Origin of the sequence: Pseudomonas chlororaphis subsp. aurantiaca, assembly GCF_013466605.1 — a bacterium.
Classification (GTDB): domain Bacteria; phylum Pseudomonadota; class Gammaproteobacteria; order Pseudomonadales; family Pseudomonadaceae; genus Aquipseudomonas; species Aquipseudomonas chlororaphis_I.
Map to the genome: position 1 here is coordinate 5,231,258 of NZ_CP059162.1, position 20,533 is coordinate 5,251,790.

The following is a 20,533-nucleotide window of genomic DNA, read 5'->3' on the forward strand; positions in this document are numbered from 1 at the left end:
GCGGCTGATCCTTGGCTCATGGGCACCAGTAAATCTCTAACGGAGGTTGCAGGAAGGCACGAATCGGCATCGCGGCGACATCGTCACCGGCCAGTGCGGCACTCAGGGTGGTCAACTTGGATTGACCGGAAATCGACAACACGCTGTAGGTGGCCGAAGCCAGCAAGGCGCGGCTCATGCTCAGGCGCTGATGCGGCACGCTCGGCGCCAGCATCGGCCAGCAGCGCCGCTGACCGTCGGCCCGCAGGGCTTCGGTCAGGTTCGGGCTGTTAGGGAACAGCGAGGCGGTATGACCGTCGTCGCCCATGCCCAGGATCAGCACGTCGATGGCCGACAACTCGGCCAGCAGACGATCGGCCTGCACCGCGGCCTGTTCGAGGTTCGCCGCGGCGTTGTACAGGCTGAGGAACTTCGCCTTGGCCGCCGGCCCTTGCAGCAGATAGCGCTTGAGCAGGCCGGCGTTGCTGTCGGCATGCTCCACCGGTACCCAGCGCTCGTCCGCCAGGGTGATCAGGACCTTGGACCAGTCCAGGTGCTGCTTGGCCAGGTGCTGGAAAAACGCCACCGGGCTGCGCCCGCCGGACACCACCAGGGTGGCTTCGCCGCGAACCTGGATCGCCTGGCTCAGTTGCCCGGCCACCTTCAGCGCCAGGCCTTCGGCCAACAGCGCCGGGCTATGGAACTCGTGGGCGTGTACGCCCGCGGGCAGTTTCAATTTAGATATCGCCATACCATGACCTCCCGTCCCGCGTGATCAGTGCGATGGAGCTCATCGGCCCCCACGACCCGGCCGCATACGGCTTGGGCGCATCGCCGGATTTCTTCCACCCGGCGATCAGTTGGTCACACCACTTCCACGCGGCTTCGATTTCATCTTTGCGGACAAACAGGTTCTGATTGCCACGCATCACTTCCAGCAACAACCGCTCGTAGGCATCGGGGATCCGCGCGCTGCGATAGGTGTCGGAAAAATTCAACTGCAACGGGCCGCTGCGCAGTTGCATGCCCTTGTCCAGGCCTTGTTCCTTGGTCATCACCCGCAGGGAGATACCTTCGTCCGGCTGCAGGCGGATGATCAGCTTGTTGCTGATCTGCAGGCGTTGCTCGGGGGCGAAGATGTAGTGCGACGGCTCCTTGAAGTGGATGACGATCTGCGACAGCTTCTGCGGCATGCGCTTGCCGGTACGCAGGTAGAACGGCACCCCGGCCCAACGCCAGTTGCGGATGTCGGCCCGCAGGGCGACGAAGGTTTCGGTGTCGCTCTGGGTGTTGGAATTCTCTTCCTCCAGGTACCCCGGCACGGCCTTGCCTTCGCTGTGCCCGGCGATGTACTGGCCACGCACCACTTGGGTGGTCAGGCCTTCCGGGCTGATCGGCGCCAGGGCCTTGAGCACCTTGACCTTCTCGTCACGGATGCTGTCGGCCGAGAGGTCGGCGGGCGGGTCCATGGCAATCAGGCAGAGCAGTTGCAGCAGGTGGTTCTGGATCATGTCCCGCAGTTGGCCGGCCTTGTCGAAGTAACCCCAGCGGCCTTCGATACCGACCTTCTCGGCCACGGTGATTTCCACGTGGGAGATGTAGTTCTGGTTCCACTGGGTCTCGAACAGGCTGTTGGCGAAACGCAGGGCGATCAGGTTCTGCACCGTCTCCTTGCCCAGGTAGTGGTCGATGCGATAGATGCGGTTCTCCGGGAAGAACTGCGCCACTGCGTCGTTGACCTTGCGCGACGATTCCAGGTCCGAGCCGATGGGCTTTTCCAGCACCACGCGGGTGTTTTCGGCCAGGCCGGCCTTCGACAGGTTCTCGCAGATCGCCCCGTACACCGCCGCCGGCGTGGCGAAATAGGCGATCAGGCGTTGCTCGCGCCCGGCCAGTTCGGCCAGGGCCAGGTAATCCTCGGCCTTGAGGAAGTCCACGTGCAGGTAGGTCAGGCGCGCCAGGAAGCGCTCCAGCACTGCCGCATCGATCTCCTTGGCACCTACATACTTGCGCAATTGCGCTTCAATGAAAGACAGGTGCTGCTGGTCGCTGCCCGGCTCGCGGGCCAGGGCCAGAATGCGCGTGTCGTCATGCAGCAGGCCGGCGCCATCGAGCTGGTACAGGGCAGGAAACAATTTGCGAAGCGCCAGATCGCCCAGCGCGCCGAACAAGGCGAAGGTGCACGGTTCAACCGTTATCGAAGGCATGATGTTTGTTCTTTTATCAAGTTAAGCTACAAATACCTTTTTTCAAGGCATCACTCAAGGGAAAATGTAGTAATAACCACAACATTTTAGCAAAATACAGATTCGAAGTGGTGGTCCGTCGGAGCCATCAGTAGGATAGGCCACCGCCAAAGACCGGTTAAGACCGGCTTCCTTTGCATTGCCGAACCAGGAAAACCCTAATGGACCGCGTGCGAAATCTTCTGGAACAGATCCAGAATCGCCTTGAAGAATTGAACAAGGCGGAACGTAAAGTCGCCGAAGTCATCCTGCTCAACCCGCAGCAGGCGACCCGTTTCAGTATTGCCGCCCTCGCCCAGGCCGCTTCGGTCAGCGAGCCGACGGTCAACCGTTTCTGCCGCTCGTTCGGCGTCAGCGGCTACCCCGAACTCAAGCTGCAACTGGCCCAGAGCCTAGCCAGCGGCGCAGCCTACGTCAGCCGCGCGGTGGAAGCCGACGACAACCCCGAAGCCTACACCCAGAAAATCTTCGGCAGCGCCATCGCCTCCCTGGACAGCGCCTGCCAGGCCCTGGACCCGAACCTGATCAGTCGCGCCGTCGACCTGTTGATCCAGGCCCGGCAGATCCACTTCTTCGGCCTCGGCGCCTCGGCCCCGGTGGCCCTCGATGCCCAGCACAAGTTCTTCCGCTTCAACCTGGCGGTGACCGCCCACGCCGATGTGCTGATGCAGCGGATGATCGCCTCGGTGGCGCACACTGGCGAGCTGTTCGTGATCATCTCCTACACCGGGCGCACCCGCGAGCTGGTGGAAGTGGCGCGCATCGCCCGGGAAAACGGCGCCTCGGTACTCGGCCTGACCGCCGCCGGCTCGCCATTGGCCAAGGCCAGCACCCTGAGCCTGAACATCCCGCTGCCGGAAGACACCGACATCTACATGCCGATGACTTCGCGGATCATCCAGCTCACCGTGCTCGATGTCCTCGCCACCGGCATGACCCTGCGCCGCGGCGTGGACTTCCAGCCGCACCTGCGCAAGATCAAGGAAAGCCTCAACGCCAGCCGTTATCCGGTGGGCGACGAGTACAACTGAGTCTCGCCAGACCGCTCCTACAGGAACGCATTGGACTGTAGGAGCGAGGCTTGCCCGCGATGACGGCATCAGCCATACCGCCAATCCGCAACTAAGCCCCCGCCCGCGCCTGCAAACTCAGATGCGCCCGCTCCCCTGGCACAAGGCACAGGCTGTCGGTGCCCCCCGCCGCCGCCTCGACGCAGACGAACCCGGACACCTCGTTCCAGCTCACCCCCAGCAGCGGCCGGCTGCCCGGATGCCAGACCACGGTGTCGGCGCTGTCGCCGGTGTCGATGCGCAATTCGCGCTGCCAGGCGTGGTCCTTGAGCTGCAATTCGCCCTCGTGGTGGAACACCCGCTGGCAGCCGCCATCGACCCGCAGCTCGCCTGTTTGCCGGCACGCCTGGCGGCTCAACTGGTCGTAACCCTCGGCGCCGTCGAGCCCAGACAGCGCTACCTCACCGACATCGCCAATACGCCAGTAGGCGTGCAAAGCCTGGCTCAGCTGGCACGGCAGGCTGTCCTGGTGCTCGGTGCTCAGGCGCAGGTCCATGTTTTCGCCCAGGTGTGCGTGCAGGTCGACCTGCCAGTCGCACAGCTGCAACTGCCAGTGCAGGTATACGCCCTCGTCATCGCTGCGGCTGTCGAGCAGCTTCCAGTCGATCAGCCGGGCCCAGCCATGGGACGGCCAGGCGTTTTCGCTCGGGTGACGGCCATACCAGGGCCAGCACACCGGTACCCCGCCACGGATTGCCCCGACCTGCGGCCACTTCGCCGCGCACCACAGCCAGGGCTTCTGCCCGGTCGGCTGGAAATGCAGGAGCTGCGCACCCTGGCGACTGAACACCGCCTGGCACAGCGGATGGTCGATCACCAGCACGTCGCGCATCTGATAGCGCTCCCACGCGAAAGTCGGGCGCTCGCGCAAGGATTTGAAAAAGCGTTGTAGCGGATGCTCATGCATGGGCCACGGTCCTGAAGATCATTGCTGTACCGATATTCATCATTGATGCGCAAAGCCCTGTAGCCGCTGCCGCAGGGAGCGGGTTCGTCCCCAAAAAAAAGCGGATAGCCTGGGCCATCCGCAAAAATGCGCACATAGAGGAGGAGCTTATCGCAACAGCGTTAGAACACCGACTGAATTTTCAGGCCGGCCACCAGGGCGTTGTCGACTTCATCCACACCGCCTGGATGGGTGATGTACTGCAGGTTGGGACGCACGGTCAGCCAGTTGGTGACATGGAAGCCGTAGTTGATTTCGTAGTTGTACTCGGTCTCGCGGATCGGCGAGAACAGCGGATCGTCGTAGTTGCTGACGCCGTTGGTGTCATTGAGCAACTGGGCGTTTTTCTTCACGTCGTCGTTGACATGGATACGGGCGAAACCGATGCCGACGTCATCCTTGGGACGTGCGTCGAACGGGCCCTTGTACACGAACATCAGCGACTGGTAGTTGTCGATGAAGTTGGTGTCCTTGTCGTGGAACGTGGCGTTGGCCGCGATGTTCAGACCGCGGGTCGCATCGCCGTTGTGGGTGGTGAGTTGCTGCTGCCCGACGAACCAGTAGCCGTGCTTGCTGCTGTGCACGCGATAGCTGTCACCGGTGACCGCGGCGTCCTGGCCATTGACGTCCTCGCGCACATCGCTGGCATCGGCCGTGCTCTTGTAGTAACCGACGCGGTACTCGCCCGGCAGGTTGTTGACCTTCGGCGACCAGACCAGCTCGACCGGCAGCACGGTGCCCTTGGTACCGCTGCCGCTGAGCTTGAAGCCGTTGCCGTGTTCCAGTTGCGACGGGTTCTGGTTGTACGCGCCGATCTGCGCATACAGCTCAGGCGTGATGTGGTACTTCACCCGCAGTGCCGCCTGGCTGACCGGCCAGTTGTACCAGATGTTGGTCGCCCAGTTGCCCACCTGGGAGCCGCAGAACGCCAGGTTCTGGAAGTCGCAGGGGAAGGTGTTGAAGTCTTCGCCTTCGCCGAAGTAACCGGCCTTGACGTCGAGCTTGCCGTCGAGGAACTGGTGCTGGATCCACAATTGGGTCAGACGCACCATGTGGCCACGACCGTAGACTTCCTGAGAGGAGCTCAAGGTGCCGGCACGCGGGTCGCCGATCCGGTCGTTGGAGATGTTCTGGCCGTTACGGTTGGTCAGCTGGATCTTCGCCTGGGTGTTATCCCAGCCCCAGAGCTTTTCCAGGTCCAGCGCCACGCCCAGGCCGAACTGGTCGCTGTAGCGTCCGGTCTTGTCATCGTTGTAGCCGCCATGCAGGTTGGCGCCCATTTCGCCAACGTAATCAGCCTTGATGTCGATCCCTTTCTCGAGCAGCTTGGTCCGCTCGCCACCCCAGTCACCGGTCATCCATTTCGAATCGGCGCTGAACGCTTCGTCAGCGTGCGCACTACCGGCCAGGGTCATTGCCGCAATCGCTGACAACTGGCAGATCAAGCGTGCATTGGTGCTCTTCTTTTTCATCCCTACATCCTCGTCTTTATTGTTATTAACTGTTTTTCTCTAACGCGGTTTACACCTGATGCGACGGATGACAGGCCATCCGCCGCGCATTCGGTACGTCCTTGCTTCAATAACGCCGGCTTCAACGCCCCTTGAACTGCGCCACGTTGCTGGCATGGGCTTCGGTCTGCGCAGGGGCCGCAACACCCAGGCGCTCGCCACTCTTGGCATCGAACAACAGAACCTTGGCCGGATCGAATTGCAGGGTCAGGGTTTCGCCGACCTGCGGCGCCACATCCGGCGCCAGCCGGCAGCAGACCTTGGTGCCGTTGAGGTTGACGAACACCAGGGTGTCGGGCCCGGTCGGCTCGGTGACCTGGACCTCGGCGCGCAGGGTCGGCAGGCCGTTGCCCTCGCCGTTCGCCAGGCCGATCTGCTCCGGGCGGATGCCGAGGATCACTTCCCGGTCTTCCAGGCCGGCGTCCTGCATGCCCAGGGGCAGCTCGCAACGGGCCTGGCCGCTGTCCAGCAGGGCCAGCAGGCGGCCGTCCTTGCGTTGCAGTCGCAGGGGGATGAAGTTCATCGGCGGCGAGCCGATGAAGCTGGCCACGAACAGGTTGGCCGGGTCGTTGTAGATCTGTTTCGGGGTGCCGAACTGCTGGATGATGCCGTCCTTCATCACCGCCACCTTGTCGCCCAGGGTCATGGCTTCGATCTGGTCGTGGGTGACGTAGACCGTGGTGGTTTTCAGGCGCTGGTGCATCAGTTTCATTTCGGTGCGCATCTCGACCCGCAGTTTGGCGTCGAGGTTGGACAGCGGTTCGTCGAACAGGTAGATCTTCGGCCGCCGCGCCAGGGCCCGGCCCATGGCCACGCGCTGTTGCTGGCCGCCGGACAGCTGGCCGGGCTTGCGGCTGAGCAGGTGTTCGATCTGCAGCAGCTTGGCCACCCGCGCCACTTCTTCGTCGATCTCGGCGGCCGGCATCTTGCGGATCTTCAGACCGAAGGCGATGTTGTCGCGCACGCTCATGGTCGGGTACAGCGCGTAGGACTGGAACACCATGGCGATGTCACGGTCTTTCGGGCTCATGCCGCTGATGTCGGCGTCGTCCACCAGGATCGCCCCGCCGCTGATGTTTTCCAGGCCGGCGATGCAGTTCATCAGGGTGGATTTACCGCAGCCCGACGGCCCCACGAGAATCAGGAACTCACCGTCATCGATCTTCAGTTCGATGTTCTTCAGGGTGTCCGGCAGGCCAGTACCGTAGGTTTTGTTGACATTGCGTAATTCGAGAGTTGCCATCTTTTACCCCTTGACCGCGCCGGACGTCAGCCCACGCAGGAAATACTTGCCAGCGAATATGTAGACCAGCAGTGTCGGCAGCCCGGCGATCATCGCCGCCGCCATATCAACGTTGTATTCCTTGGTCCCGGTGCTGGTGTTGACCAGGTTGTTCAAGGCCACGGTGATCGGTTGCGCATCGCCGCTGGCGAACACCACGCCGAACAGGAAATCGTTCCAGATCTGGGTGAACTGCCAGATCAGGCAGACCATGATGATCGGCACCGACATCGGCAGCAGGATCTTGCCGAAGATGGTGAAGAAGCCCGCACCGTCCAGGCGCGCGGCCTTGACCAGGGCGTCCGGGATGCTCACGTAGTAGTTGCGAAAGAACAGCGTGGTGAACGCCAGCCCGTAGACCACATGCACCAGCACCAGGCCGCTGGTGGTGTTGGCCAGGCCGAACTTGCCGAGGGTGAAGGACGCCGGCAGCAGCACGGTCTGGAACGGCAGGAAGCAACCGAACAGCAGCAGGCCGAAGAACAGCTGAGAACCGCGGAAGCGCCACATCGACAGCACGTAGCCGTTCATGGCGCCGACGAAGGTCGAGATGATCACCGCCGGCACGGTGATCTTCACCGAGTTCCAGAAGTAGCCGCCCACGGTGTCCCAGGCCTTGATCCAGCCGATGCCGTCGATGACGGCCGGCCAGCTCAGCAGGTTGCCGGTGCGGATGTCTTCCGGGGTCTTGAAGCTGGTCAGCAGCATCACCACCAGCGGCACCAGGTACACCGCCGCTGCCAGCAGCAGGGTGGCGTAGATGGCGATGCGGCTGAAGTTCAGCGCAGGTTTTCCGAGCTGGTTAGTCATGGCGTTTGCCTCGCAGTTCGGAGTACAGGTACGGCACCAGGATGGTCAGCACGGCGCCCAGCATCAGCATGGCGCTGGCCGAACCTATGCCCATCTGGCCACGGCTGAAGGTGAAGGAATACATGAACATCGCCGGCAGGTCGGAGGAGTAGCCAGGACCACCGGCAGTCATCGCCGCCACCAGGTCGAAGCTCTTGATCGCGATGTGCGCGAGGATCATGAAGGCGCTGAAGAACACCGGGCGCAGGCTCGGCAGGACGATCTTCAGGTAGATGGTCGGCAGGCTCGCGCCATCGACCTGGGCGGCGCGGATGATCGACTGGTCGACGCCGCGCAAGCCGGCGAGGAACATCGCCATGACAAAGCCGGAGGCCTGCCACACGGCGGCAATCACCAGGCAGTACACCACGCGGTCCTGATCCACCAGCCAGTCCAGGCGGAAGCCTTCCCAGCCCCAGTCACGCAGCATCTTGTCCAGGCCCAGGCCAGGGTTGAGCAGCCATTTCCAGGCGGTGCCGGTGACGATCATCGACAGCGCCATCGGGTACAGGTAGACGGTGCGGATAAAGCCTTCCCTGCGGATGCGCTGGTCCAGCAGCACCGCCAGGAACACGCCCAGTACCAGGCTGATGCCGATGAACATGCCGCCGAACAGCGCCAGGTTTTTGCTCGCCACCCACCAGCGGTCGTTATCCATCAGGCGCATGTATTGCTGCAGGCCGACCCACTTGTAGCTCGGCATGAAGCTGGAATTGGTGAAGGACAGAATGAACGTCCAGATGATGTAACCGTAAAAACCGACCAGGACGATCAGCATGCTTGGCGCCAGGACCAACTTGGGGAGCCAGCGCTGCAGCGCGTCGAACGGTGAGGCTTTGCTGAAAACCGCCACAGAGCTCATCGGGATAATCCAGTTTGAAGGAGTGAGTATCGGTAGGAGCGAGGCTTGCCCGCGAATGCGGACTGACATTCAGAATCCATGTCGACGGATGCACCGCTTTCGCGGACAAGCCTCGTACCTACAGGGGAGAACGCTCTCGGGAACGACCGCAGGCAAGCCTGCGGCCTGGACCTTACTGGGCGGCCTTGACGGCCGATGCCAGCTGCGCACTGGCCTTGGCCGGGTCCGCGTCCTTGTCGTTCATGAAGTTGGTCACCACATCGAAGATCGCGCCCTGCACGGCCAGGGAAGTGGCCATGTTGTGCGCCATGCTCGGTTGCAGGCCGCCGGTCTTGTCGTCAGCCAGGAAGTCCTTGGCCGACGCCTGGGCGCAGGAGTCGAAGCCTTGCGCGGCCATGTCGTTGAGCATGTCGGTGCGCACCGGGATCGAACCCTTGTTGATGCTGAAGACCTTCTGGAAGTCCTTGCCCAGGGCGACCTTGGCCAGGTCCTGCTGCGCGGCGATATCGCCCTTGCGATCGGCCTTGAGCTTGAACACCGCCAGGGAGTCGATGTTGTAGGTGAAGGCCTTGTCGGTGCCCGGGAAGGCCACGCACTGGTAGTCCTTGCCGGCGACTTTCTTCGCCGCGGTCCACTCGCTCTTGGCCCAGTCGCCCATCATCTGCATGCCAGCCTTGCCGTTGATGACGTCGGCGGCGGCGATGTTCCAGTCACGCCCGGCGCGGTTCTGATCCATGTAGCTGGTGACTTTCTTCAGCTCGGTGAAGGCCTTGACCATCTCCGGGCCGGCGAGGGCCTTCTGGTCCAGGTCGACCAGGGCTTTCTTGTAGCCATCGGCGCCCATGACCGAGAGCACCACGTCTTCGAACACGGTGCTGTCCTGCCATGGCTGGCCGCCGTGGGCCAGGGCGATGAAGCCGGCGGCCTTGAGCTTGTCGCCGGCGGCATAGAATTCTTCGAGGGTGGTCGGGGCCTTGTCGATCCCGGCTTTCTTGAAGACTTCCGGGTTGATCCACAACCAGTTGACGCGGTGGATGTTCACCGGCACGGCGACATAGTCACCTTCGTACTTCACGGTGTCGGAGACTTTCTTGGAGAGCAGGCCATCCCAGTTTTCCGACTTGGCCACGTCTTTCAGGGCGTCGGTGCTGAGCAGGCCGGTGCTGCCCCACTCCTGGATGTCCGGGCCCTTGATCTGGGCAACGCCCGGCGGGTTGCCGGAAACGGCGCGGCTCTTCAGCACGGTCATGGCCGTGGCACCGCCACCGCCGGCGACTGCGCCGTCTTTCCAGGTGAAACCGTCTTTTTCGACCTGGGCCTTGAGCACATCGACCGCCGCCTTTTCACCGCCGGACGTCCACCAGTGGACGACTTCCACGGAACCTTTGGCGTCGGCGGCAACGGAAACGAGAGGGAATGCACTGAGGGGAAACAACGAGGCAACGGAAATGACAGCAGCTAGACGAGAAATCGCATTCATCTGAGGTGTACCTTTCTTGTTGTTATGCATGCAAGTCTGGTGCTTGCGCTGCATAGGATTCTAAACAGGGGGTTAGCCCGCGCAGGTAACGAAGGGATGCGCGAATGTCACCACATGGTTACACAACGCCTAGTCTAGACACTTCGGCCAGCGCCGATGCCATGCTCGGCGCCAGGGGCAGGCGCGGAATCAGCACCGCCTGCCAGGCGTGATACAGGTCCGGCTTACCGGCCCAGATCTCGGCGCTGGGCCTGTTGTTGCTGTCCAGTTCGTGGTGCCAGCTGCCGTGCAGCGGGTCGATGAAGTGCTCGGCAGTGAACTCCCAGAAGCGCCGATACCAGGTTTCGTACTGCGCCTCGCCGGTGCGTTGCAGCAAGGCACCGGCCGCCGCCGCGGCTTCGGCGTGGGTCCAGTGCAGGCGCTGGCGCACCACGGGGCGCTGGTGCCAGTCCAGGGTGTAGACGATGCCCAGTGCGCCATCGACGTCCCAGGCATCACGGCAGGCGTTTTCGAACAGCTTCTGGGCATCCAGCAGCAGCCAGCCGGGGCTGAGCATGCCGGCCTGGCAGCGCGCGGCTTCGAGGTGCAGCAGCAGACGGGCCCACTCGAAAGCATGCCCGGGGGTGGTGCCATAGGGGCGGAAACCGTCGGCCGGGTGTTCCTGGTTGTAATCCGGCAGCGGCTGCCAGTGGCGGTCGAAATGCTCGATGACCCGGTAATCGCCAGCGGCGGCATGCTGATGGATGACCCGCTCGACAATGTGCAGGGCGCGATTGAGCCAGCGCGGGTCCTGGGTGACATCGGCCAGGGCGAGGAACGCCTCGGTGGCGTGCATGTTGCTGTTGGCGCCGCGATAGGCCTCCTCGCGGCTCCAGTCGCGGTTGAAGGACTCGCGCATCGCGCCCTCCTCCTCGCTCCAGAAATGCGTTTCGATGACCCGGATCGCCTCTGCCAGCAAGGCCTCGGCGCCGGGGCGCGCGGCCACCACCGCGGAGCTCGCCGCCAGGGCGACGAAGGCATGCAGGTACGCGGCCTTGCCGCTGTTGCCGTCGCTATGTCCGGGAGCGGCGAACCAGCCGCCGTATTCGTCATCGCGCAACGCGCCGTTGAGCGCGGCAATGCCGTGGTCCACCAGCGCGGCGTAGCCGGGAATGCCCTGGATATGGGCCATGGCGAAACTGTGGGTCATGCGTGCGGTGTTCATGGTACCGGTCCGGGCGTCGCTCGGCAGGCGCCCGCGTTCGTCCAGGTCGCCGAAGCCGTCGGGCAGCTGTGCCGCGCGGGCGAACCCCAGCAGGCGCTGGCCTTCGGCGGCCAGCCATTGATGATGGGCAGGAGCGTTCAGCCAGCTGCTGAACGTCAGGGGGATACTGTTCATGGCGGACCTGTTGTTGTTTTTATCAGGGCCTTGAGTCTAAACAACGGGTTCGCGCGGGCAGGTAACGAAGGTCACAGGAAATGTCACCAAACAGTGACAAAACTCCCCGTAGCCGCTGCCGCAGGCTGCGCTCGAGACCGCAGGGCTCGCAAAACTGGCGCCTCGGTCATACAGCCAAGCGCGGCATGAAACTTTACGACCGCTACGCGGCCGATCGCAGGCTTCGCCAGCGGCTACAGGGGCATCAATCCATGGAACGCGGCAGGTACAGGGTCACGCGCAAACCGCCTTCGCGCAGGTTCTGCAGGCTCACCTCGCCGCCATGGCTGTGGGCGATGTTGCGCGCGATGCCCAGGCCCAGGCCGTAGCCCTGCTGCTGGCCGGACAGGCGGAAGTGCGGCTCGAACACCTGCTCCAGGCGCTGCTCCGGCACGCCCGGGCCTTCGTCGTCGACATGCAGGATGAACGCGTTGGCGTCGTCGTCGATGTGCAGATGGGCGTTCTGCCCGTACTTCAGCGCGTTGTCGATCAGGTTGCCCATGCAGCGCTTGAGCGCCAGGGGTTTGCCCGGATAAGGCGCCAGCGCCCGCCCCTGCTGGGTCACGCGGCCGTTGCCGTTGGGTGCCAGGTAAGGCTCCACCAGGCAGTCGAGCACCTGGTTGAGGTCCACCGGCTCGATGTTCTCGTGGATGTCGGTGTCCTTGACGCATTGCAGCGCGCCCTTGACCAGCAGCTCCAGCTCATCCAGGTCGCGGCCGAACTTGCTTTGCAGCTGCTCGTCCTCCAGCAGTTCGACCCGCAGCCGCAACCGGGTGATGGGCGTGCGCAGGTCGTGGGAAATCGCACTGAACAGCTGGCTGCGCTCGGTCAGGTAACGGCTGATGCGCTCGCGCATGGCATTGAAGGCCCGGCCGACCTCCACCACTTCGCTGCCGCCGCCCTCGGCCACCGGCTGCACATCGGCGCCCAGGGACATGTCCCGCGCGGCCCGCGCCAGGCGCTTGAGTGGCCGGCTCTGCCAATGCACCAGCAGGCCGATGAACAGCAACAGGAAACTGCTGGTGAGCACGATGAACCACACCTGCTGCGCCGGCAGCCCCTGTTCTTCGAGACTGGTGTAGGGCTCGGGCAACAACGAGGCGATGTACAGCCACTCGCCCGGCGCCATCTGGATCTGGGTGACCAGCACCGGCGGGTTCACCGGCTCCAGGGTCAGGGCGTAGTGGGCCCAGGAACGCGGCAATTCATCGAGTTTCAAGCCGCCGTTGAAAATCCGCAGGTCCTCGGGGCTGACGAAGGTCACCGAGATATAGGCGTCGTTGCCCAGGGACTGGCGCAGCACTTCGTCCACCGCCTTGAGCACCGCCTGCTTGCGTGGCGTGATGGGCAGCACTTCCATGCCCAGCGGCTTGTCGTTGAGGGTCACGACAAAACGGGTGCCGCCCATGCTGCGCAACTGGTCGAGCACCAGCGGCCGGTACGCCACCGGCAGCGAACGGAAGTAGCTGACGCTGGCGGTCATCGAATGGGCCAGGCTGCGGGCGCTGGTGACCAGGCCTTCGAGCTGGGTGGCGCGCAGCTGTGACACCCAGATCACGCTGGACAAGGTTTGCGCGAACAACACCGCCAGCAGTGTCAGCAGCAACATCCGGCCCAACAGCGAACGCGGCACCGGCACCCGCGCCAGCAGCTTGCGCGGCCACTCAGTGAGCATTGCCGGCAACCACATTGGCTGCCAATTGATAACCGCTGCCGCGCACGGTGCGGATCAGCCGCGGCGGCTTCTCGGTGTCGCGCAGGCGTTGGCGCAGGCGGCTGACCGCCATGTCGACGATACGATCCAGGGGCATCAGTTCGCGCCCGCGGGTGGCATTGCCGATGGTGTCGCGGTCGAGGATTTCCTGGGGGTGATCGAGGAACAGCTTGAGCAGGGCGAAGTCGGCGCCAGAGAGGATCACTTCCTCGCCGTCATTGTGGAACAGGCGGTGGCTGACCATGTCCAGGCGCCACTCGTCGAAGCACAGCACCTCGCCGCCGGCGCGTTCCTGGCCGAACTGCGCGCGGCGCAACAGGGCCTTGATCCGCGCCTGCAATTCGCGGGGGCTGAAGGGTTTGCCCAGGTAGTCGTCGGCACCGAGTTCCAGGCCGATGACCCGATCGGCTTCGTCGGAGCTGGCGGTAAGCATGATGATCGGCACCTGGCCGACCCGCGGGTGCTGGCGGATCCAACGGCACAGGCTGAAGCCGTCTTCGTCCGGCAGCATCACATCCAGAATCACCAGGTCGCTCGGCGCCTCGTTCAGCGCCTGGCGAAAACCGGCGCCGTTGGGCGTGCTGCGGACCTGGAAGCCGGCGCGACTGAGGTAGGTCTCCAGCAGCTCGCGGATTTCCTGATCGTCATCAACCAACAAGATCGACTTACTGACTGAACTCACGCGGGCCGTCCTTTGTTGTTATGAATGGGGCCGAATTATGCCTTACCGATCAACAAAACGTAGATACCAAGGCTCTGTAGCCACTGCCGAGCCCGCAAGGCCTTCAGCGATCGCTGATCCCCGCGCCCGCTTCGCGGTCGATCGCAGCCTCGCAGGCTCGGCAGCGGCTACAGAGGTAGAACTGGATCAGGCAAACGCCTGTTCCAGCGCCACCCCGGCGCCGGTCAGGCCCGAGTACGGCGCCGTCACCAGCCATACCGGAATGCCCTTGAAGTAATCGCTCATGCAGCCCTTGTCGGCAAAACAACGGGCGAAACCGCTTTCGACGAAAAAGTCGGCGAACCGCGGGATCACCCCGCCGACGATGTACACGCCACCGCGCGCACCGGTGGTCAGCACGTTGTTGCCCGCCACCCGGCCCAGCCAGCAGCAGAACTGCTCGAGCACTTCCAGGGCGATGGGGTCGCCGGCCAGGCCCGCCGCGGTGATGGCTTCCGGGGTGTCGAGCACCGGCTCATGCCCGTCCATCGCGCAGATCGCCCGATAGACCCGGGGCAAGCCGCCGCCGCTGAGCGCGGTCTCGGCGCTGACATGACCGATCTCACTGTAGAGGTGCTGCCACAACTGGGTTTCCCGCAGGCTGCTCAACGGCAGGTCGACATGCCCGCCCTCGCCCGGCAAGGCGGCCCAGCGGCCTTCGCCCAGGTCCAGCAGCGTGCCGACGCCCAGGCCGGTGCCCGGTCCGATCACCACCGCCGGGCGCAGCGGCTCGGCGGTGCCTTCGCAGACCACGCGGAACTCGCCCGGTTGCAGGCGGGTCATGCCCAGGGCCATGGCCGAGAAGTCATTGACCAGCAGCAGCTCATCGACCTGCAAGGTCTGGCAGAAAGCCTTGCGGCTCAGGCGCCAGTGGTTGTTGGTAAAACGAAATTCGTCGCCGCCGACCGGGCCGGCCACCGACAGGCACACCGCGCCGATCGAACCCGGCGCCAGGCCGAGGTCGCCCAGGTATACACCGATGGCTTCTTCCGGGCTGGCGTGGTCCGCCGTCGCCAGCACCTGGATCGACTCCAGGCGCTGGTCTTTCCACAACGCAAAACGCGCATTGGTTCCACCAATGTCACCGACCAGCGCTAGCTTCACTTAAGGTTCTCCAGGGCAGAGGTAAAGGCGCTGGCGCCCTGCTCCGCCGAGCTGAAGGCCATGCGCATGAAACCGAACAATTCGCGGCCGCTGCCGACGTTGTTACCCAGCAGGCCCTTGGCCGGCTCACGGGCGGCGAACTCGTCGGCGTCTACCTTAAGCTCCAGCGTGCCCTTTACGCCATCCACGCGAATGATGTCGCCGTCGCGCACCCGCGCCAGCGCACCGCCGACCTGGGCTTCCGGGCTGACGTGGATCGCCGCCGGGATCTTGCCCGAGGCCCCGGACATGCGCCCGTCGGTGACCAGCGCGACCTTGAAGCCACGGTCCTGCAACACGCCGAGGAACGGCGTCATCTTGTGCAGTTCCGGCATGCCGTTGGAGCGCGGGCCCTGGAAGCGCATCACCGCCACGAAGTCTTTTTCCAGCTCACCGGCCTTGAACGCATCGGCCAGGTCCTGCTGGTCCTGGAACACCACCGCCGGCGCTTCGACGATCTGGTGCTGCAGCGCCACGGCGGAGACTTTCATCACCCCGCGACCGAGGTTGCCTTCCATCACCCGCAAGCCGCCTTCCGGCGAGAACGCGCGGGCCACCGGGCGCAGGATGTTTTCGTCGAGGCTTTCGATCGGGCCGTCGCGCCATACCAGCTTGCCGTTGTCCAGGAACGGCTCCTGGGTGTAGCGGCTCAGGCCACGGCCGGCCACGGTGTTGACGTCTTCGTGGAGCAGGCCGGCCTCCAGCAGCTCGCGAATCAGGAACGCCATGCCGCCCGCCGCCTGGAAGTGGTTGATGTCGGCCTTGCCGTTCGGATAGACGTGGGACAGGGTCGGCACCACCTCGGACAGGTCGGCCATGTCCTGCCAGGTCAGCTGGATGCCCGCGGCCTGGGCAATCGCCGGCATGTGCAGGGTGTGGTTGGTCGAACCGCCGGTGGCGTGCAGGGCAACGATGGAGTTGACCAGCGAACGCTCGTCGACGATCTCGCCGATCGGCGTGAAGTTGCCGCTCTGCTTGGTCAAGCGGGTGACCTGCTGCGCCGCCTCATGGGTCAGGGCGTCGCGCAATGGCGTGTAGGGGTTGACGAAGGACGCGCCCGGCAAGTGCAGGCCCATGACTTCCATCAGCAACTGGTTGGTGTTGGCGGTGCCGTAGAAGGTGCAGGTACCAGGGCTGTGGTAGGACTTCATCTCCGATTCCAGCAACTCTTCGCGGGTCGCCTTGCCTTCGGCGTAACGCTGGCGCACGTCGGCCTTTTCCTTGTTGGAAATGCCCGACGGCATCGGCCCGCCCGGGACGAAGATGGTCGGCAGGTGGCCGAAGCGCAACGCGCCCATCATCAAGCCCGGGACGATCTTGTCGCAGATGCCGAGCATCAGCGCGGCGTCGAACATGTTGTGGGACAAGGCCACCGCGGTGGACAGCGCGATCACTTCGCGGCTCGGCAGGCTCAGCTCCATGCCGGCCTCGCCCTGGGTCACGCCATCGCACATGGCGGGGGTGCCGCCGGCGAACTGGCCGACCGAGCCCATCTCGCGCAGGGCCTTCTTGATCTGTTCGGGAAAGTGCTCGTACGGCTGGTGCGCCGAGAGCATGTCGTTATATGACGAAACAATCGCCACGTTGGCGGCATTCATCATGCGCAGGCTGTGCTTGTCTTCCGAGCCGCAGCCGGCAACGCCGTGGGCGAAGTTCGCACACTGCAGCTTGCCCCGTTGCGGGCCATCGCTGGCGGCGCCGCGGATCAGGGCGAGGTAAGCCTCGCGAGTGGCGCGACTGCGGGCGACAAGCCGTTCGGTGACCTCAAGAACGCGGGGATGCATGTGTAGAACTCCAGGCTAACGGATGTGGCGACCTGTTTGTCTATGCTGGTCAAAACGCCCGCGGCAAAGGGGATGGCAGAGGGTTTCTTGACCATTTGGACCAGTTGATTCAGGTCACTCGTTGTAGATAAAACAAAATATTGCCACCAAAAAGGCTTGTTTTCTATTTTTTTGCGAATAATCTTGTAATTCCAACAACAAAACTACGGCAGGCGCTTTTCTAATGACTCTACGAATCGCAATCAATGGTTTTGGCCGCATCGGCCGCAACGTCCTGCGCGCACTTTATACCCAAGGCTATCGCCAGGATCTGCAGATCGTCGCCATCAACGATCTGGGTGATAGTTCGATCAATGCCCACCTGCTCAAATACGATACCGTCCACGGCACCTTCGATGCCGACGTGCAGCACGATCAGGAAAGCCTGACCGTCAACGGCGACCGGATCGCCGTCAGCGCCATCCGCAATCCGGCCGAACTGCCCTGGGCCGCCGAGAAGATCGACGTGGTATTCGAATGCACCGGTCTGTTCACCGACCGTGCCAAGGCCGCCGCCCATATCAGCGCCGGCGCCCGCAAAGTGATCATTTCCGCCCCGGCCAAAGGCGCCGACGCCACCGTGGTGTATGGCGTGAACCACGACATTCTGCGCCAGTCGCACCAGATCATTTCCAACGCTTCGTGCACCACCAACTGCCTGGCGCCGGTGGCCCAGGTGCTGAACCGCGAGCTGGGCATCGAAAGCGGGCTGATGACCACCATCCACGCCTACACCAACGACCAGAACCTGACCGACGTCTACCACAGCGATCCGTACCGCGCCCGTTCGGCCACCCAGAACATGATCCCGAGCAAGACCGGCGCGGCCGAAGCCGTGGGCCTGGTGCTGCCGGAACTGGCGGGCAAGCTGACCGGCATGGCGGTGCGGGTGCCGGTGATCAACGTATCGCTGGTTGACCTGACCGTGCAGCTCAAGCGCAACACCACCGCCGAGGAGGTCAACGCCCTGCTCAAGAGCGCCAGCCAGCACTCGAAGATCCTGGGCTACAACAGCCTGCCGTTGGTCTCCAGCGACTTCAACCACAACCCGCTGTCGTCGATCTTCGACGCCAATCACACCAAGGTCAGCGGCGGCAAGCTGCTCAAGGTACTGGCCTGGTACGACAACGAGTGGGGCTTCTCCAACCGCATGCTGGATAACTGCCTGGCCCTGTGCAGCGCCGAGTAAGCCCACGGCCTGCGACGCGGGAGCTGCCGCAGGCTGCGATCTTTTGATCTTCACATTCGAGGTTCAAGCGCGCAAAGATCGCAGCCTCGGCAGCTCCTGCAGATTTCCTCCCTCCAGGAGCCGCCACCGATGATCGGTATCAGCTTCACCCAGGCCAGCATGGCGGCGCGCAAGCGCATCGCCCTGGTGGCCCACGACCATTGCAAGAGTTTCCTCCTGGACTGGGCCGAGCGGCAGAAAGACAAGCTCGCCGAGCATGATCTGCTGGCCACCGGCACCACCGGCCAGTTGCTGCACCAGCGCCTGGGCCTGCCGGTGGAAAGCATGATCAGCGGCCCCCTGGGCGGCGACCAGCAGCTCGGCGCGCGAATCGCCGAGCAGCGGGTGGACATGCTGGTGTTCTTCTGGGACCCCTTCGAACCTCAGCCCCACGATCCGGACATCAAGGCCCTGCTACGGGTCGCGGCGGTCTGGAACATTCCCGTGGCCTGCAACGAATGCAGCGCCGACTACCTGCTCAGCAGCCCGCTGATGGAGCAGGCGCACCGCTACCGGATTCCGGACTACCCGGCGTACCTCTCAGGGCGTCGATGATTCACTCAGGACTTGACCGTCGACGCAGATGATAAGCATTATCATCTGCTGAAAAATCAGCCAGGTCCTGTTGTGAGCCAATCCCGCTTCAATCACGTCTTTCTCACCCAGCGCGTTTCGCTGCTGCGCACGCTGGATCGGATGGTCAACAACCCCAGCACCGCCGAGGACCTGTTGCAGGAAACCTACCTGCGCGTGACCCGGGCCCTGAGTGAACGGGCCATCGACCACCTCGAACCCTTCGTCTTCCAGACCGCCCGCAACCTGGCGCTCGACCACCTGCGCGCGCGCCGCATCCAGGCCCGTACCCTGCTCGAAGACGTGCCGCTGGACGTGGTCGAAAGCGTGGCCGCGCCCCTGAGCAGCGCCGAGGATGCCGCCCATGCCGAACAATTGCTGGAACGCCTGAACATGAGCCTTGCCCAACTCAGCCGGCGCCAACAGCAGATCTTCATCCTCAGCCGCCTGCACGGCCACAGCTACCTGGAGATCGCCCAGAAGCTCGAGGTCTCCCAGAGCACCGTGCAAAAGGAACTGAAGCTGATCATGGCCATCTGCATCGGCGTCGCCGAGCGCTTGAACGGTCATTGAGGCCCAGCCGGACGGGCGCCAGCCGCAGCCCTTTGCTACCCTTGACCGCCCTGCGCTCTCCATCTAAAAAACAGCCGTGCACAGACACAGCCGAGGAACACCCGTGACGGACATCCACCGCACCCAGCCAACCGCCCAGGACGAGGAAACATCCACCCCCTGCGCCGCGGATCAGGCCATGGACCAGGCCCTGGACTGGCTGATCCTGCTGGAGAACCCGAGCCCTGAGCAGACCCGGCAATTCCACCACTGGCTGAACGCCTCGCCCCTGCACAGCGCAGCCTTCGACAAGGCCCAGGCGATCTGGAACGGTCCGCAAGTGGTGCGCTGCGCGCAAAACCTGGACAGGCAAAAACCCAAGGTCAGCACGCTGTCGCGCTTGCGTCCGCACTGGCGGCCCTTGGCGGTCGCGGCGGTGCTGATCCTCGGCCTGTTCAGCTTCAGCAACCTGCCACTGCGGCTGCAGGCCGACCACCTGACCGTGGTCGGCGAGCGCCAGCGCCTGCAACTGGAGGACGGCTCGAAAGTCCTGCTCAACACCAATTCGGCCTTCTCCAGCACCATCGACGAGCGCCAGCGCGTGGCTCGCCTGTACCAGGGCGAAGCCTTCTTCGAGATCCCCGCCAGCCGCGGCCAGCCGCTGGAACTCGACGCCGGCCCGGTACGCGCCAGCGTGCGCGACACCGCCTTCGCCGTGCGTTACCTGGACGGCGTGGCCCAGGTGCGGGTACAGCGTGGCGATGTCGACCTGCGCGCTACCCACGACGATGCCCGGGTGCGCCTGTCGGCCGGCGAAAGCATCCGCATCGGCCCCAACGGTTTCGACCGCCCGGCCAAGCTCGACCTCGACAAGGACCTGGCCTGGGTCCAGGGCCGGCTGGTGTTCGAGAACTGCCCGCTGAACCAGGTGCTGGCCGAGTTGCGCCGGTATTACCCGGGCTGGATCGTCAACAACAACGAGCGCCTGGCCGATGTCGCGGTCACCGGTAACTACCGCCTCGACCAGCCGCTGGACGTGGTGCGCTCCCTGGCTCACATCACCTCGGCGCGCCTGCAGGAGTTTCCTGCGCTAGTAATTCTCAACTAGAACGCATTTATTTTTACGCGATCGCTGTC

Annotated in this window: 18 protein-coding genes; 5 read left to right on the forward strand and 13 right to left on the reverse strand. The window is 63.8% G+C overall.

Translation table 11 applies throughout. The features are described from left to right. Positions 1-16: 16 nt before the first annotated feature. Together pgl and zwf are read right to left on the reverse strand one after the other, a co-directional pair. Positions 17-730, reverse strand: coding sequence for a 6-phosphogluconolactonase (pgl, locus tag H0I86_RS23810; protein ID WP_007921957.1), 714 nt, complete (start codon positions 728-730; stop codon positions 17-19). Continuing rightward, complete coding sequence (zwf, locus tag H0I86_RS23815; RefSeq protein ID WP_009050401.1) at positions 717-2,186, reverse strand: glucose-6-phosphate dehydrogenase; 1,470 nt, start codon at positions 2,184-2,186, stop codon at positions 717-719. Before zwf ends, pgl begins: the two co-directional genes overlap by 14 nt. 209 nt (positions 2,187-2,395) lie before the next feature. Between zwf and H0I86_RS23820 the strand changes: the two genes are divergently transcribed. Next, positions 2,396-3,256 (forward strand): MurR/RpiR family transcriptional regulator, encoded by an 861-nt coding sequence (locus tag H0I86_RS23820; protein WP_169914959.1) that lies wholly within the window; start codon positions 2,396-2,398, stop codon positions 3,254-3,256. Between the two features lie 91 nt (positions 3,257-3,347). Here the strand turns inward: H0I86_RS23820 and H0I86_RS23825 are convergent, their stop codons facing one another. The 11 genes from H0I86_RS23825 to edd form a co-directional block, all read right to left on the reverse strand. Continuing rightward, positions 3,348-4,202 (reverse strand): D-hexose-6-phosphate mutarotase, encoded by an 855-nt coding sequence (locus H0I86_RS23825; protein WP_180922406.1) that lies wholly within the window; start codon positions 4,200-4,202, stop codon positions 3,348-3,350. A gap of 161 nt (positions 4,203-4,363) precedes the next feature. Further along, positions 4,364-5,713, reverse strand: a complete 1,350-nt coding sequence (locus H0I86_RS23830; protein WP_180922407.1) for a carbohydrate porin — start codon at positions 5,711-5,713, stop codon at positions 4,364-4,366. A 121-nt stretch (positions 5,714-5,834) separates the two neighbouring features. Further along, positions 5,835-6,995, reverse strand: coding sequence for an ABC transporter ATP-binding protein (locus H0I86_RS23835; RefSeq protein ID WP_009050404.1), 1,161 nt, complete (start codon positions 6,993-6,995; stop codon positions 5,835-5,837). A gap of 3 nt (positions 6,996-6,998) precedes the next feature. After that, positions 6,999-7,844: a carbohydrate ABC transporter permease gene (locus H0I86_RS23840; protein ID WP_009045231.1), complete on the reverse strand. Its 846-nt coding sequence runs from the start codon at positions 7,842-7,844 to the stop codon at positions 6,999-7,001. Beyond that, positions 7,837-8,745 (reverse strand): carbohydrate ABC transporter permease, encoded by a 909-nt coding sequence (locus H0I86_RS23845; RefSeq protein ID WP_007926330.1) that lies wholly within the window; start codon positions 8,743-8,745, stop codon positions 7,837-7,839. Before H0I86_RS23845 ends, H0I86_RS23840 begins: the two co-directional genes overlap by 8 nt. Positions 8,746-8,917: 172 nt before the next feature. Continuing rightward, the gene (locus tag H0I86_RS23850) at positions 8,918-10,225 is read right to left on the reverse strand and encodes an ABC transporter substrate-binding protein (protein WP_180922408.1); all 1,308 of its coding nucleotides are present in this window, start codon (positions 10,223-10,225) and stop codon (positions 8,918-8,920) included. Between the two features lie 118 nt (positions 10,226-10,343). Continuing rightward, complete coding sequence (locus tag H0I86_RS23855) at positions 10,344-11,603, reverse strand: D-mannose isomerase (RefSeq protein ID WP_180922409.1); 1,260 nt, start codon at positions 11,601-11,603, stop codon at positions 10,344-10,346. 244 nt (positions 11,604-11,847) lie between these two features. Next, a complete protein-coding gene (locus tag H0I86_RS23860) occupies positions 11,848-13,275 on the reverse strand; it encodes an ATP-binding protein (protein WP_219637338.1) in 1,428 nt (475 codons plus the stop codon). A 31-nt stretch (positions 13,276-13,306) separates the two neighbouring features. Next, the gene (locus H0I86_RS23865) at positions 13,307-14,038 is read right to left on the reverse strand and encodes a response regulator (protein ID WP_007926317.1); all 732 of its coding nucleotides are present in this window, start codon (positions 14,036-14,038) and stop codon (positions 13,307-13,309) included. 186 nt (positions 14,039-14,224) lie between these two features. After that, positions 14,225-15,181, reverse strand: coding sequence for a glucokinase (locus tag H0I86_RS23870; RefSeq protein ID WP_180922411.1), 957 nt, complete (start codon positions 15,179-15,181; stop codon positions 14,225-14,227). Further along, on the reverse strand, positions 15,178-17,004 hold the full coding sequence (edd, locus tag H0I86_RS23875; RefSeq protein WP_009045235.1) for a phosphogluconate dehydratase: 1,827 nt from the start codon (positions 17,002-17,004) through the stop codon (positions 15,178-15,180). Before edd ends, H0I86_RS23870 begins: the two co-directional genes overlap by 4 nt. Positions 17,005-17,227: 223 nt before the next feature. Here edd and gap point away from each other — a divergent pair, with 223 nt between their 5' ends. From gap to H0I86_RS23895, 4 genes are all read left to right on the forward strand, one after another. After that, positions 17,228-18,232 carry a type I glyceraldehyde-3-phosphate dehydrogenase gene (gene gap, locus H0I86_RS23880; RefSeq protein ID WP_180922412.1) on the forward strand — a complete coding sequence of 335 codons (1,005 nt, stop codon included), beginning with the start codon at positions 17,228-17,230 and terminating at the stop codon, positions 18,230-18,232. Positions 18,233-18,361: 129 nt separating this feature from the next. Further along, positions 18,362-18,826, forward strand: coding sequence for a methylglyoxal synthase (locus H0I86_RS23885; RefSeq protein ID WP_180922413.1), 465 nt, complete (start codon positions 18,362-18,364; stop codon positions 18,824-18,826). A gap of 72 nt (positions 18,827-18,898) precedes the next feature. Further along, positions 18,899-19,417 (forward strand): RNA polymerase sigma factor, encoded by a 519-nt coding sequence (locus tag H0I86_RS23890; RefSeq protein ID WP_180922414.1) that lies wholly within the window; start codon positions 18,899-18,901, stop codon positions 19,415-19,417. A 103-nt stretch (positions 19,418-19,520) separates the two neighbouring features. Beyond that, a complete protein-coding gene (locus H0I86_RS23895; RefSeq protein WP_180922415.1) occupies positions 19,521-20,504 on the forward strand; it encodes a FecR family protein in 984 nt (327 codons plus the stop codon). Positions 20,505-20,533 lie beyond the last annotated feature (29 nt).